This window comes from Lactococcus sp. EKM203L (assembly GCF_011800585.1).
In the GTDB taxonomy this organism is placed as follows: domain Bacteria; phylum Bacillota; class Bacilli; order Lactobacillales; family Streptococcaceae; genus Lactococcus; species Lactococcus lactis.
Genome location: NZ_JAALEQ010000006.1, coordinates 48,818 through 64,164, shown reverse-complemented (window position 1 = coordinate 64,164; position 15,347 = coordinate 48,818). Strand labels below are relative to the sequence as shown.

At 35.7% G+C, this 15,347-nt stretch carries 13 protein-coding genes; 9 read left to right on the top strand and 4 right to left on the bottom strand.

Annotation, left to right across the window (positions count from 1 at the left end; genetic code table 11):
• Positions 1 to 69 precede the first annotated feature (69 nt).
• The 4 genes from HFD15_RS10275 (at position 70) to eno (ending at position 5,145) form a co-directional block, all read left to right on the top strand.
• Positions 70 to 525, top strand: a complete 456-nt coding sequence (locus tag HFD15_RS10275) for a CtsR family transcriptional regulator (protein ID WP_010905471.1) — start codon at positions 70 to 72, stop codon at positions 523 to 525.
• Positions 515 to 2,965, top strand: a complete 2,451-nt coding sequence (locus tag HFD15_RS10270) for an ATP-dependent Clp protease ATP-binding subunit (RefSeq protein ID WP_167593618.1) — start codon at positions 515 to 517, stop codon at positions 2,963 to 2,965. Before HFD15_RS10275 ends, HFD15_RS10270 begins: the two co-directional genes overlap by 11 nt.
• A gap of 133 nt (positions 2,966 to 3,098) precedes the next feature.
• On the top strand, positions 3,099 to 3,656 hold the full coding sequence (hpf, locus tag HFD15_RS10265; protein ID WP_003129564.1) for a ribosome hibernation-promoting factor, HPF/YfiA family: 558 nt from the start codon (positions 3,099 to 3,101) through the stop codon (positions 3,654 to 3,656).
• Positions 3,657 to 3,843: 187 nt separating this feature from the next.
• The gene (eno, locus tag HFD15_RS10260) at positions 3,844 to 5,145 is read left to right on the top strand and encodes a surface-displayed alpha-enolase (protein WP_010905473.1); all 1,302 of its coding nucleotides are present in this window, start codon (positions 3,844 to 3,846) and stop codon (positions 5,143 to 5,145) included.
• Positions 5,146 to 5,259: 114 nt separating this feature from the next.
• Here eno and HFD15_RS10255 read toward each other — a convergent pair whose 3' ends face one another.
• The 4 genes from HFD15_RS10255 to HFD15_RS10240 all read right to left on the bottom strand — a co-directional run bounded on the left by HFD15_RS10255 (position 5,260) and on the right by HFD15_RS10240 (position 9,297).
• Positions 5,260 to 5,931, bottom strand: coding sequence for an ABC transporter ATP-binding protein (locus tag HFD15_RS10255; RefSeq protein ID WP_017864216.1), 672 nt, complete (start codon positions 5,929 to 5,931; stop codon positions 5,260 to 5,262).
• A gap of 2 nt (positions 5,932 to 5,933) precedes the next feature.
• Positions 5,934 to 7,007 (bottom strand): ABC transporter permease, encoded by a 1,074-nt coding sequence (locus HFD15_RS10250; protein ID WP_003129569.1) that lies wholly within the window; start codon positions 7,005 to 7,007, stop codon positions 5,934 to 5,936.
• A gap of 11 nt (positions 7,008 to 7,018) precedes the next feature.
• Positions 7,019 to 7,588, bottom strand: a complete 570-nt coding sequence (locus tag HFD15_RS10245; RefSeq protein WP_012897348.1) for a TetR/AcrR family transcriptional regulator — start codon at positions 7,586 to 7,588, stop codon at positions 7,019 to 7,021.
• Positions 7,589 to 7,773: 185 nt separating this feature from the next.
• The gene (locus tag HFD15_RS10240) at positions 7,774 to 9,297 is read right to left on the bottom strand and encodes a class I adenylate-forming enzyme family protein (RefSeq protein WP_023188928.1); all 1,524 of its coding nucleotides are present in this window, start codon (positions 9,295 to 9,297) and stop codon (positions 7,774 to 7,776) included.
• Positions 9,298 to 9,488: 191 nt separating this feature from the next.
• On the opposite strand from HFD15_RS10240, the gene HFD15_RS10235 reads away from it, so the two are divergent.
• The 5 genes from HFD15_RS10235 (at position 9,489) to rpmG (ending at position 15,184) form a co-directional block, all read left to right on the top strand.
• Positions 9,489 to 10,406 (top strand): magnesium transporter CorA family protein, encoded by a 918-nt coding sequence (locus tag HFD15_RS10235; RefSeq protein ID WP_003129577.1) that lies wholly within the window; start codon positions 9,489 to 9,491, stop codon positions 10,404 to 10,406.
• Between the two features lie 260 nt (positions 10,407 to 10,666).
• Positions 10,667 to 13,030 carry a formate C-acetyltransferase gene (gene pflB, locus HFD15_RS10230; RefSeq protein ID WP_039114795.1) on the top strand — a complete coding sequence of 788 codons (2,364 nt, stop codon included), beginning with the start codon at positions 10,667 to 10,669 and terminating at the stop codon, positions 13,028 to 13,030.
• Between the two features lie 131 nt (positions 13,031 to 13,161).
• Complete coding sequence (gene coaE, locus HFD15_RS10225; protein WP_058208569.1) at positions 13,162 to 13,821, top strand: dephospho-CoA kinase; 660 nt, start codon at positions 13,162 to 13,164, stop codon at positions 13,819 to 13,821.
• Between the two features lie 2 nt (positions 13,822 to 13,823).
• Entirely contained in the window at positions 13,824 to 15,041 is a 1,218-nt protein-coding gene (locus HFD15_RS10220; protein WP_012897350.1) for a multidrug efflux MFS transporter, read from the top strand.
• Positions 15,038 to 15,184 carry a 50S ribosomal protein L33 gene (rpmG, locus tag HFD15_RS10215; RefSeq protein WP_003129585.1) on the top strand — a complete coding sequence of 49 codons (147 nt, stop codon included), beginning with the start codon at positions 15,038 to 15,040 and terminating at the stop codon, positions 15,182 to 15,184. Before HFD15_RS10220 ends, rpmG begins: the two co-directional genes overlap by 4 nt.
• The last annotated feature ends 163 nt before the right edge of the window (positions 15,185 to 15,347 follow it).

The window sequence follows — 15,347 nt, the reverse complement described above, 5'->3', positions numbered from 1 at the left end:
TTTTTCAGGTATAATAGTCAGTAATAGTCAAAGATTATTTAGAAAATGGATGAAAGAAAGGATGGAGCGATGGCAGGTCAAAAAAATACATCAGATATTATCGAAGCTTATCTGAGAAAGCTTTTAGAAGAAGCACAAGTCATTGAAATTAAACGAGCGGACTTAGCCAATCAATTTGATGTCGTGCCGAGTCAGATTAATTATGTGATAAAAACACGATTTACGGCCTCAAAAGGCTTTGATGTGGAATCAAAACGTGGTGGCGGTGGATACATCAAAATTGTGAAGTATCAATATTCTGCTCGTCATGAATTCTTAACGGCTCTTTACCAGAAAGTTCCAGCTAATCTCTCAAGTAAAGCTGCCCATGATATCGTTCAACTTCTCTTTGATGAGAAAGTACTGACAGAACGTGAGGGAAATCTACTTTTGTTAGTCATTACTGACGGAGCCATTAGTCCCTTTACTCGTGGTATAATGATGAAAAGTATAATAAACAGATTGGACCGTGACGATGAAATTTGAAAATATAAAATATACACCAACGCTTGACCGAATTTTAGAAAAAGCGGAAGAGTATGCTCACCAATATCAATATGGCACCATTGAAAGTGCTCATTTACTGGCTGCAATGGCAACGACCTCAGGTTCAATTGCATACAGCCTCCTTGCTGGAATGAATGTTGATTCTTCTGACTTACTGATTGATTTAGAGGATTTATCAAGTCATGTTAAGGTCAAACGTTCAACTTTACGTTTTTCACCTCGTGCAGAAGAAGTGATGACTGCGGCAAGTTTTTTAGCAATTCATAATAACTCAGAAGCCGTTGGAACAGAACACTTGCTTTATGCCCTACTTCAAGTAGAAGATGGATTTGGTCTTCAACTTCTGAAATTACAAAAAATCAATATTGTATCTTTGCGAAAAGAGCTTGAGAAAAGAACTGGACTCAAAGTTCCAGAAAGTAAAAAAGCTGTGACTCCAATGTCAAAACGTAAGATGGCAAAGGGAGTTGCAGAAAATTCAACGACGCCAACGTTAGACTCTGTATCCTCAGATTTAACCGAAGAAGCTCGCTTGGGTAAACTTGACCCAATGATTGGACGAGAAGCTGAAATTGACCGTTTGATTCATATTCTCAGCCGCAGAACAAAAAATAATCCTGTCTTAGTTGGAGAGCCCGGTGTTGGGAAATCAGCAATTATTGAAGGTTTGGCTCAAAGAATTGTCAATGGTCAAGTTCCAATTGGTTTGATGAATAGTCGAATTATGGCCTTGAATATGGCGACTGTTGTTGCTGGGACAAAATTTAGAGGTGAATTTGAGGATCGTTTGACAGCTATTGTTGAAGAAGTTAGCAGTGATCCAGATGTCATTATTTTCATTGATGAATTACACACAATCATCGGTGCTGGTGGCGGTATAGATTCTGTCAATGATGCCGCAAATATTTTGAAACCAGCGCTTGCTCGTGGTGATTTTCAAATGGTCGGAGCAACAACCTATCATGAATATCAAAAATATATTGAAAAAGATGAAGCTTTAGAACGCCGTTTGGCGAGAATAAATGTTGATGAGCCAAGTCCAGATGAAGCGATTGCTATTTTGCAAGGCTTACGTGAAAAATTTGAAGACTATCATCAAGTGAAATTTACTGACCAAGCCATTAAAAGTGCTGTAATGCTCAGTGTTCGTTATATGACTAGCCGAAAATTGCCTGACAAAGCCATTGATTTACTTGATGAAGCTGCAGCAGCAGTGAAAATTTCTGTCAAAAATCAACAAACAAAACGTCTTGATTTAGAAAAAGAATTAGCGGAAGCTCAAGAAGAATTATCAGAAGCTGTCATTAAACTTGATATCAAAGCGTCTCGTACAAAAGAAAAAGCAGTTGAAAAAATTGCTGACAAGATTTATAAATTCTCAGTAAAAGAAGATAAACGTCAAGAAGTTACTGACCAAGCTGTTGTTGCTGTTGCCTCAACACTGACAGGTGTTCCAATCACACAAATGACTAAGTCTGAAAGTGATCGTTTAATCAATCTTGAAAAAGAATTACACAAACGAGTTATTGGACAAGAAGAAGCTATTTCTGCCGTTTCAAGAGCCATTCGTCGGGCACGTTCCGGTGTTGCTGACAGCCGTCGTCCAATGGGTTCTTTCATGTTCCTTGGACCAACAGGGGTCGGTAAAACCGAACTTGCTAAAGCACTGGCTGACAGTGTGTTTGGTAGTGAAGATAATATGATTCGTGTTGACATGAGTGAATTCATGGAAAAACATTCGACTTCACGCTTGATTGGAGCTCCTCCAGGGTATGTAGGTTATGATGAGGGTGGTCAATTGACAGAACGCGTTCGTAATAAACCTTATTCTGTTGTTCTTTTAGATGAAGTCGAAAAAGCTCATCCTGACGTTTTCAACATCATGTTGCAAATTCTAGATGATGGCTTTGTGACTGATACTAAAGGTCGTAAAGTTGATTTCAGAAATACAATTATTATCATGACTTCAAACTTGGGAGCGACTGCTCTTCGTGATGATAAGACAGTTGGTTTTGGCGCTAAAAATATCACAGCTGATTATTCAGCCATGAAATCAAGAATATTAGAAGAGCTTAAACGTCATTATCGTCCTGAGTTTCTTAATCGAATTGATGAAAATATTGTTTTCCACTCATTGGAAAGTCAAGAGATTGAACAAATTGTTAAAATTATGAGTAAATCTTTGATTAAACGTCTGGCAGAACAAGATATTCATGTTAAACTCACACCGTCAGCGGTGAAATTAATTGCTGAGGTAGGTTTTGACCCAGAATATGGTGCACGTCCGCTCCGCAAGGCTCTTCAAAAAGAAGTTGAAGACCTTTTAAGTGAACAATTGCTCTCTGGTGAAATCAAAGCAGGTAATCATGTTTCAATTGGGGCATCTAATAAAAAAATTAAAATCGCTCAAATTGTTTGAGATGAAAGCTGTTTCATGTTATAATTAAATTAGAAATAAAGGAAAGGACAGTTCGAAAAGATTCAGAAGTCCTGAAAATTCCAAAAGTTTAAGGGCTTCATTGAAACAAAAGAACTGTTGAAGAGGTACTCTTATGATCAAATTTAATATCCGTGGCGAAAACGTCGAAGTGACTGATGCAATCCGCGCTTATGTTGAAGATAAAATCGGAAAACTTGATAAATATTTCAACGATGGTCATGAAGTAACAGCCTATGTTAATCTTAAAGTTTACAGCGAAAAACGAGCTAAAGTTGAAGTAACTCTTCCAGCTAAAAATGTCACTTTACGTGCAGAAGATACTTCACAAGATATGTATTCTTCCATTGATTTTGTAGAAGAAAAACTCGAACGTCAAATTCGTAAATATAAGACACGTATGAACCGTAAACCACGCAATGCTGTCCCAACAGGACAAGCTTTTGGCGATGAGTTTGCACCATTAGAAAAAGCCGATGAAGTTGCTGAGGATCACGTAGATATTGTACGTACTAAACATGTTGCTTTAAAACCAATGGATGCCGAAGAAGCAGTGCTTCAGATGGATATGTTGGGACATGATTTCTACGTCTTTACAGATGCTGATAGTAACGGAACCCATGTCGTTTACCGTCGTACAGATGGTCGTTATGGTTTAATTGAAACAGAATAAAAAAATAAGGATAGATTTTTCTATCCTTTTTTATTAATGTTCAGATAACAAAACTTCAAAATGTAAGCGCAAAACCTTTTGAAGTTTAGCTTTGCGAAGATTTTCACTTGAAAAATCTTTCAAAAAATAGTAAAATCAAAGATGTATTAAGAGTGCAGACGCACTTAAAAATAATAAGGAGACTAAAATGTCAATTATTACTGATATTTATGCTCGCGAAGTCCTTGACTCACGCGGTAACCCAACACTTGAAGTTGAAGTTTACACTGAAGACGGTGCATTCGGTCGCGGTATGGTACCTTCAGGTGCTTCTACTGGTGAACATGAAGCGGTTGAACTTCGTGATGGCGACAAATCTCGCTACAACGGACTTGGTACTCAAAAAGCTGTTGACAACGTAAACAACATCATCGCTGAAGCTATCATCGGTTATGAAGTTACTGACCAACAAGCTATTGACCGTGCAATGATCGCTCTTGACGGTACTGAAAACAAAGGTAAATTGGGAGCTAACGCTATCCTTGGTGTTTCTATCGCTGCTGCTCGTGCTGCTGCTGATGAACTTGGTGTTCCACTTTACAACTACCTTGGCGGATTCAACGCTAAAGTATTGCCAACTCCAATGATGAACATCATCAATGGTGGTTCTCACTCAGACGCTCCAATCGCTTTCCAAGAATTCATGATCGTACCAGTTGGTGCACCTACATTCAAAGAAGCGCTTCGTTGGGGTGCTGAAATCTTCCACGCTCTTAAGAAAATTCTTAAAGCTCGTGGACTTGAAACAGCTGTCGGTGACGAAGGTGGATTCGCTCCTAAATTCGACGGAACTGAAGACGGTGTAGAAACTATCCTTAAAGCAATCGAAGCAGCTGGTTACAAAGCTGGTGAAGATGGCGTTATGATCGGTTTCGACTGTGCATCATCAGAATTCTACGAAAACGGTGTTTACGACTACACTAAATTCGAAGGTGAAGGCGGTAAAAAACTTTCAGCTTCTGAACAAGTTGACTACCTTGAAGAACTCGTTTCTAAATACCCAATCATCACTATTGAAGATGGTATGGACGAAAACGACTGGGATGGATGGAAAATCCTTACTGAACGTCTTGGTAAAAAAGTTCAACTCGTTGGTGACGATTTCTTCGTTACAAACACTAAATACCTTGAACGTGGTATCCGTGAAAATGCTTCAAACGCTATCTTGATCAAAGTTAACCAAATCGGTACTTTGACAGAAACTTTCGAAGCTATTGAAATGGCTAAAGAAGCTGGTTTCACAGCAATCGTTTCTCACCGTTCTGGTGAAACTGAAGATTCAACAATCTCAGATATCGCTGTTGCAACTAACGCTGGTCAAATCAAAACTGGTTCACTTTCACGTACAGACCGTATGGCTAAATACAACCAATTGCTTCGTATCGAAGACCAATTGGCTGAAGTGGCTCAATACAAAGGTCTTAAAGCATTCTACAACCTTAAAAAATAAGGTTTACCAACGAATGATTTAGAAATAATCCTTCTCTTTATTTAGAGAAGGATTATTTTTTATAAAAAATATTCTATGAAAAAACTACTAGTAAGCTAGTAGTTTTTATTTTATTTAGATTTTTGATAAGAGTCCATCTTCAATCTTATAAACACTGTCACTATTTTTAATCATTCTTTGGTCATGAGTGACCATGATTGTTGCTTTATTCTTCAAATGAGCTTCTTGTCTTAATAATTCAACAACCTGATAAGCATGCTCAGTGTCTAAACTTGCTGTTGGTTCATCGGCCAAAATTAAATTTGGTTCATTAAAGAGAGCACGAGCAATAGCTGCCCTTTGTCTTTCACCACCAGAAAGATCGCTAGGATGTTTATCTTTTAAGTCTAAAATATCAAGTGATTTAAGAAGTTCAATCCCTTTTTTAGAAGTTAGTTTTTCGTGATTGATTTTATCAATAAGGAGAAATTGTTCTTCAATAGTCAAATAAGGAATCAAATTAGAACTTTGGAGGATGAAACCTATTTCTTTAAATCTAAGTTTAGAACGTTTTTTTTCTGACAATGGTGTAAAATCTAAGCCATTGATTGAAATGTTCCCAGAAGTTGGACTTTGTAAACCACCTGCAATTGTGAGAAATGTACTTTTGCCTGAACCGGAGGGACCAATAATTGAAACAAATTCTCCTTGATTGACTGCTAAATCGATTCCTTTGAGTGCCTGAATCTCATTATGACCACTACCAAAAGATTTTTTTACATTTTCCATTTTAAGAATTGTTTTCATTTTTAACCTCCAATTGCTTTCGTTGGGTCAATTTTACGGATAGTAATGATTGAAAAAAGTGACCCAATAATTGATACGATGATGAGAATTAAAGCATAGAGCAACCAGTTTGTAAGACTAATTTCAAATGGCATTGCATCGGGTAAGATAAAGCTAGTTCCATAACTTGCTATAAAAGCAACGAAGACGCCAACTAAACTAATGATAAAGCTTTGACCAAGTAAAGAGTTCATTATTATGCGATTTGAAATTCCTTGGGCTTTCATTATGCCAAAAATCGGAACTTTTTGAAGAGTTATAACATACATAAAGACTCCAATAATCAACAGTACAATCAGAAATAAGAAGTAAATCATTGCGCTGAGTGTCATATTTTGAGCAGAATAACCTGGAATATCGTTAATTAAATCAGAAATAGAGAGGACTTTATATTGATTTGAAATAGAAGAATCAATCTTAACTTTCCCAGATTTTACAACGACAGCATTAACAGAAGAAGTTGAAGTGCTTTTTTCACCAAACTTTATCTGATTCAAAGCGGAAAATGAGGTATAGATAACAGGCGATGCAGAATAAGAAGAGGATTTTGAAATTCCGACAATTTTTATTTTAATATTATTATTTCCCACGGAAACTTCTTGACCGATTTTATATCCTTGATTTGCCAGCTTTTTTGAGATAATCATTTCTAAATGATTGTCAGTAAATTTTTTTCCCTCAAGAACTTCTGGCATGATTTTAGACTTATCAGGCAGGGCAATAATAGCAATATTGTCTCGCTCGCTCTTTGATTTGCGCATAGAAGTAGAAAACAATGATAATTCTGAACCATTTTCTATATGAATATTACTTAAATCATCAGAAGTAATTTGTGAAGCAGAAATAATATTATTTGAACTTGTTGATAAAACGACTTTTTCGGCCTTCCAATCAAGGACAGCTTGTTTAAATTGACTGGCAAGTCCTACAGACAGTCCGGACAGTATAAAGACTACATAAGCGATTAAAAAAATAATAGCTCCGATTAAGGTGTAACGAGCTTTATTATAACGTATTTCTCTTAGTGCTAAAAACATAAAATCTCCTTTTAGTTTTTTCTGTCAGTAATATAATTAAGTAAACCTTCGGTGACTAATTTGATTTCTTTATCATAATTTTCAATAAAAGTTTTCTCAGTCCAATTTTCACTGAATAATCTATAAACGAGATTATGAACAACTGATTTTAATACTTGTGAAATTGGATTATCATTTTCACTAGCTGGGACGGTTGCTGAACTTTGGGGTTTCCAATCTCTTTCAAGTTCATAAGTCCAATCTAAAAAGCGATATTTATAAAGTTGGTATTGGGGAGAATCAATTAAATTTTCAAGAAGGAGATATTTGTATTTATCTAGAGCCTCTTCAATGGAATTATCTTTTAATAAATTAAAAAATAAATCATGGATTTCAAGGGTTTCTTGCGAGAGGACATAGAAATAAGCATCTTTTAAATCTTCAAAATACTGATAAAAACTCCCTCTCGGAATATCAAGAGCTTTTACGATGTGCATAATTTTTGCCTCGTGAAAAGAATGAGTCTGAAATTCATTTAAACAGGCATCATATACGCGATTGCGTTTTTCGTCAGATAGACTGAAATAGGTTGATTTAGGCATTTTTTCTCCAATTCATTAAATTTATGACACTGTGTCATTTATTAAATTCTAACAAATTAATTGATTAACATCAATTAATTAATTTTTTTAAGCAAAAAAACTACTGACAGTTTTGTCAGTAGTTTTAATAATAAATTTGCTGATGTATAAGTGGCTGACAGTTCTGTCAGTAAAATTAGGAACACTTATTTAGCTAATTCTCTTTCAAGAGCTAATCGTTGAACTTTCATTGTTGCTGTACGAGGAATTTCATCGTAAGCCATAAGAATAGGTTCATTTAAAAATGGCAAATCAACAATTGAAGCCCACCAAGCTGACCAATCCATTTCCGCATTTTCAGCTAGAGCCAAAATAGGTTGTGGTTTACCAGATTTATCACGAATAATCACAACTTCATCTAAGAAGTCGTGTTGGTCTAACAGAAGATCTTCAATTGCCAAATTAGATTCAATTTTATCAATTAAATCAACTTGTCTGTCATGTAAAAAGAGAATTCCGTCTTCATTCATGAGACCCCAATCGCCAGTATCCCACCAGTCACCATAGACTTCTTTATTAAAACGTTCTTCTTCTTTATAGTAAGTCAAAGCTCTTCCTTTTGAGAGGAAGTGGATTCTTCCAGGCGTACCTGCAGGACATTCATTTCCATCTTCATCGGCAATACGTGCTTTAGATAATCCAGGCATACCAATCCCCATTTCACGGGCATTAGTGTCTGCTAAAGTTGATAAACGGTGCTTTTTCCAAATCATTGGGCCACATTCAGACTGTCCATAAATTTGTAGGAAAACTGGCTCTTTTTGTTTAGAGGCAGAAAGAAAAGTGTGCATTGTTTCTTTATTAATTGCATCAAAAGTTGAGTGAAGGTAACGAATTGAAGCAAAAATCTCAGGTTCTTGCTTTGCAAGATTCGCTAGACGAACAAAATCGTTTGGATGTGTTTCAAAAGCATAAGGCTGATGTTTAGCAAAAAGATTGACAAGATTATCTTTTGATAAATCATTGAGGGGCATAAGGCCAAACCCAAAGGTCATTGCTGATGAAACCCCTATATTGAAACGAGAATGAACAGGAGAAATATGGAAAGCTAAAATTTCTTCCTTATCAGGCATCCAATCCATTACAGTTCTTTGAAGCACCCAACGCCAACCCATTGAATTAGCAGAGTGAGCGATTAATTTTGGTACACCAGTTGTTCCAGAAGTATGAGTGAGATAAGCAATCTCATCACTGGCCAATTGCTGACTGTCAGCAATTTGAGTAGGTTTTTCCAAAGCAAATTTACTGACAGAAAGTTTTTTTGAATCTTCAAGATTCTTCATTTCATTTACAGTTTTGTCAGTAACTTGGTCATAAATGAGCCAAGGATTGCCTAAACGTCCAGCTAAAATATCCATTGTTTCGGCAGGAAGATGATAAGAAATCATTGCTGGAACAGCGCCTAGATAAGAAACAGCAACAGCTAAAAGATAGGTATCAAAAGCACTTGATTTAAAAATAATGACTTTATCCGATTTTTTGATTCCCAACTCAGATAAGAGACTTGCCTTATCAACAATTGCTTGATGAGTCTTTTGGTAAGTCGTTTCAAGAGCTAGTTCAGGGAAAGCTCCAACAGCCTCATCAAAGATAATTGGGCTATCAGGAAACTGTTCAGCTGATTTTTTAAAGTTTAGATACAAATTTAGGGGTTCGTGTTTGAATTTCAAAAAAAATCTCCTCAAGTTAATAAGTTTATTATATCACAAAGTATTCTTTAGACCAATAGTTAATGTAAATGTTTTCTTAAGTCGTAGAGAATAAAATACTCGGAAAAAAAGTCTAAAATCTGCTACAATTAAAGGGACACTAAGAGGATTCCAATCCTCTTTTATCAGGAAAAGAAGGGATAGATAGGAAAATGATTAAAAATTATGAACTATCCAACGAAAAAAAATTAATTTCAACCTCTGAAATGAAGAATTTCACCTATGTTCTCAATCCAACACGTGAAGAAATTGGGAATATTTCTGAATACTATGACTTCCCTTTTGACTATTTATCAGGAATTTTGGATGATTATGAAAATGCCCGTTTTGAAACAGATGATAATGATAATAATCTGATTCTCTTACAATATCCTGCACTTTCTAATTATGGAGAAGTTGCGACTTTTCCATATTCTTTGGTTTGGACTAAAAATGAATCGGTTATTTTAGCACTTAATCATGAGATTGATAATGGCTTAATTTTCGAGCGTGAATATGATTATAAACGCTACAAACATCAAGTTATTTTTCAAGTGATGTATCAAATGACACACACTTTCCATGATTATTTGAGAGATTTCCGAACAAGACGTCGCAGACTTGAACAGGGAATCAAAAATTCAACAAAGAACGACCAAATTGTTGATTTGATTGCCATTCAAGCAAGTTTAATTTATTTTGAAGATGCCTTGCACAATAATATGCAAGTACTTCAGGATTTTATTGATTACTTGAGAGAAGATGATGAAGACGGTTTTGCTGAAAAGATTTATGATATTTTTGTCGAAACAGACCAAGCTTATACAGAAACCAAGATTCAGCTCAAGTTACTAGAAAATCTCCGAGATTTGTTCTCAAACATTGTCTCTAATAACTTGAACATTGTCATGAAAATCATGACATCAGCTACTTTCGTTCTAGGGATTCCAGCAGTAATTGTTGGTTTTTACGGAATGAATGTTCCAATTCCTGGTCAAAATTTTAATTGGATGGTTTGGCTTATTTTAGTTCTAGGAATTTTATTATGTGTTTGGGTCACTTGGTGGTTACATAAAAAAGATATGTTATAAAATGGAGAAAAATCTCCATTTTTTTGCTCTTTGTGAAAAAATTAATTAGTGATTGCAGATTATGAAGTTAGCAATGTTTGTTAAAACTATTTTGTGAATTATTTATGAAAACGTTTTAAAAAAGTATAACAGATATTAAAATAATTGGAACTGTATTAGTAAAGAATCTGTAATTTCTCTTGAATTCTGTTTGCTATTCTCAAACTGTATGATATAATGAAGTTGTAATTTGAAACAGAAAGAACAAAGGAGATTTCAAAATGAAAACCGAAGTTACGGAAAATATCTTTGAACAAGCTTGGGATGGTTTTAAAGGAACCAACTGGCGTGATAAAGCAAGCGTTACTCGCTTTGTACAAGAAAACTACAAACCATATGATGGTGATGAAAGCTTTCTTGCTGGGCCAACAGAACGTACACTTAAAGTAAAGAAAATTATTGAAGATACAAAAGCTCACTATGAAGAAGTTGGTTTTCCCTTCGATACTGACCGCGTAACCTCTATTGATAAAATCCCTGCCGGATATATCGATGCTAATGATAAAGAACTTGAACTCATCTATGGGATGCAAAATAGCGAACTTTTCCGCTTAAACTTCATGCCAAAAGGTGGACTTCGTGTTGCTGAAAAGATTTTGACAGAACACGGTCTCTCAGTTGACCCAGGCTTGCATGATGTTTTGTCACAAACAATGACTTCTGTAAATGATGGAATCTTCCGTGCTTATACTTCAGCAATTCGTAAAGCACGTCATGCTCATACTGTAACAGGTTTGCCAGATGCCTACTCTCGTGGACGTATCATTGGTGTCTATGCACGTCTTGCCCTTTACGGTGCTGATTACCTTATGAAGGAAAAAGCAAAAGAATGGGATGCAATCACTGAAATTAACGAAGAAAACATTCGTCTTAAAGAAGAAATTAATATGCAATACCAAGCTTTGCAAGAAGTTGTAAACTTTGGTGCTTTATATGGTCTTGATGTTTCACGTCCAGCTATGAACGTAAAAGAAGCAATCCAATGGGTTAACATCGCTTATATGGCAGTATGTCGTGTCATTAATGGAGCTGCAACTTCACTTGGACGTGTTCCAATCGTTCTTGATATCTTTGCAGAACGTGACCTTGCTCGTGGAACATTTACTGAACAAGAAATTCAAGAATTTGTTGATGATTTCGTTTTGAAACTCCGTACAATGAAATTTGCTCGTGCAGCTGCTTATGATGAACTTTATTCTGGTGACCCAACATTCATCACAACATCTATGGCTGGTATGGGTAATGACGGACGTCACCGTGTCACTAAAATGGACTACCGTTTCTTGAACACACTTGATACAATCGGAAATGCTCCAGAACCAAACTTGACAGTCCTTTGGGATTCTAAACTTCCTTACTCATTCAAACGTTATTCAATGTCTATGAGCCACAAGCATTCTTCTATTCAATATGAAGGTGTTGAAACAATGGCTAAAGATGGATATGGCGAAATGTCATGTATCTCTTGTTGTGTCTCACCACTTGATCCAGAAAATGAAGAAGGACGTCATAACCTCCAATACTTTGGTGCGCGTGTAAACGTCTTGAAAGCAATGTTGACTGGTTTGAACGGTGGTTATGATGACGTTCATAAAGATTATAAAGTATTCGACATCGAACCTGTTCGTGACGAAATTCTTGACTATGATACAGTTATGGAAAACTTTGACAAATCTCTCGACTGGTTGACTGATACTTATGTTGATGCAATGAATATCATTCATTACATGACTGATAAATATAACTATGAAGCAGTTCAAATGGCCTTCTTGCCTACTAAAGTTCGTGCTAACATGGGATTTGGTATCTGTGGATTCGCAAATACAGTTGATTCACTTTCAGCAATTAAATATGCTAAAGTTAAAACATTGCGTGATGAAAATGGCTATATCTACGATTACGAAGTAGAAGGTGATTTCCCTCGTTATGGTGAAGATGATGATCGTGCTGATGATATTGCTAAACTTGTCATGAAAATGTACCATGAAAAATTAGCTTCACACAAACTTTACAAAAATGCTGAAGCTACTGTTTCACTTTTGACAATTACATCTAACGTTGCTTACTCTAAACAAACTGGTAATTCTCCAGTGCATAAAGGTGTATTCCTCAATGAAGATGGTACAGTAAACAAATCTAAACTTGAATTCTTCTCACCAGGTGCTAACCCATCTAATAAAGCTAAGGGTGGTTGGTTGCAAAACCTTCGCTCATTGGCTAAATTGGAATTCAAAGATGCAAATGATGGTATTTCATTGACTACTCAAGTTTCACCTCGTGCACTTGGTAAAACTCGTGATGAACAAGTGGATAACTTGGTTCAAATTCTTGATGGATACTTCACACCAGGTGCTTTGATTAATGGTACTGAATTTGCAGGTCAACACGTTAACTTGAACGTAATGGACCTTAAAGATGTTTACGATAAAATCATGCGTGGTGAAGATGTTATCGTTCGTATCTCTGGTTACTGTGTCAATACTAAATACCTCACACCAGAACAAAAACAAGAATTAACTGAACGTGTCTTCCATGAAGTTCTTTCAAACGATGATGAAGAAGTAATGCATACTTCAAACATCTAATTCTTAAAATTTAATGAATATTCGGTCTGTCAGTTTTACTGACAGACTTTTTTTACGAAAAAATTAATCATAATAGTTAAAAACTATTGTTTTTAGTTTAAGAAAGTTAAATTTTATGCTAAAATAGATGAATGAAAATGGTAATTGGATTGACAGGCGGAATTGCGAGTGGGAAATCAACGGTGGTTGATTTTTTGATTTCTGAGGGTTATCAAGTGATTGATGCTGACAAAGTTGTCCGTCAATTACAAGAACCTGGCGGAAAACTTTACAAGGCAATAGTAGAAACTTATGGTTTAGATTTTATTGCTGACAATGGACAGTTAAATCGTGAAAAATTAGGAGCTTTAGTTTTTTCTGATCCAAAAGAGCGCGAGAAATTATCAAACTTACAAGATGAAATTATTCGTACAGAATTATATGATAGACGTGATGACTTATTAAAAAAAATGACTGACAAGTCTGTCAGTAAAAATTTTGATTCAAAGAGTCAAGGAAAAAATCTGTCAGTAAATAAGCCAATATTTATGGATATTCCGTTATTAATCGAATACAATTATACCGGATTTGATGAAATATGGTTGGTCAGCTTACCTGAAAAAATACAATTAGAAAGACTGATGGCAAGAAATAAGTTTACGGAAGAAGAAGCTAAAAAACGAATTTCCTCACAAATGCTATTGTCAGAAAAACAAAAAGTCGCTGATGTTATTCTGGATAATTCTGGAACGATTGAAGCACTAAAAAAACAAATCCAGCGAGAACTAGCTAGGATAGAAGAACAGAAATAGAGGTGAATCGCACGAAAACAGTTAATTGGAAAAGGAATTTATTTATAACATGGATTGGCTGCTTTTTTGTAGGTTCATCATTTTCACTCGTCATGCCCTTTCTCCCCTTGTATATTCAAGGACTGGGCGTAAGCGGTGGGAATGTTGAACTTTACTCAGGGTTAGCTTTTTCTTTGCCAGCCTTAGCTTCAGGGTTAGTTGCCCCCATTTGGGGACGTCTAGCTGATGAGCATGGGCGTAAAGTGATGATGGTACGTGCCAGTATCGTCATGACCCTAACAATGGGAGGAATAGCTTTTGTCCCTAATGTTTGGTGGTTACTTGGATTACGTTTGCTAATGGGATTTTTCTCAGGCTATATCCCTAACTCAACAGCAATGATTGCTTCACAAGCTCCAAAAGATAAATCAGGCTATGCCCTTGGAACATTAGCAACAGCAATGGTTTCTGGAACACTGATTGGTCCTTCACTTGGTGGGTTATTAGCTGAGTGGTTTGGCATGGCAAATGTCTTTTTGATTGTCGGCGCTCTATTAGCCCTAGCAACTTTACTGACCATTTTCTTTGTTCATGAAAACTTTGAACCAATTGCTAAAGGTGAAATGTTATCTAGTAAAGAAATTATTAATAAAGTCAGTAACAAACAAATTCTTTTTGGATTATTAGTGACAACATTTATTATTCAAATCACCTCGCAATCTATTGAACCATTTGTGACCTTGTATATCAAAACCCTGACGACAAGCACTAACAATTTGATGTTCATTTCAGGCTTAATTGTGTCAGCAGTTGGATTGTCGGCAATGTTATCATCAAGTTTTCTAGGACGTTTAGGAGATAAATACGGTTCACATCGTTTGATTTTGATTGGACTAGTTTTTACATTTATTATTTATTTACCAATGGCCTTTGTGCAAAGCCCACTCCAACTTGGGATATTACGCTTCCTTCTTGGTTTTGGAACTGGTGCTTTGATGCCGTCAGTAAATTCGCTACTTTCAAAAATTACTCCCAAAGAAGGTGTCAGCAGAATTTTTGCTTACGCACAAATGTGTTCTAATTTAGGAATGGTAACCGGTCCATTAGTCGGATCAGCAATTGCAGGTTATATCAGTTATCGAGCAGCAATTGTAGGGACAAGTCTTTTTGTCATTGTTAATATTATTTGGTCCTTTATTAATTTCCGAAAATATCTGCGGAAACGGAGTATTATGGAATGAGAGTAAAAATCACATTAATTTGTAGTTCTTGTGGGAATAAAAATTATATTAGTAGTAAAAATAAAGCAACCCATCCGGAAAAAGTTGAAACAATGAAGTTTTGCCCCAAAGAACGAATTGTTACACTTCATCGTGAAGGTTAGACAGCAAGAATTATCTTGCTTTTTTTTTATTTATAATAAGTTTTTACTATGTACACTTATTAAGAATTGTGATAATATTATATAATAAAGTAAACAATATTTCATTAGAGGTGTTTTATGCAAAAAAAGACATTATTTTTTCATTATAATAGCAGTTGATAGA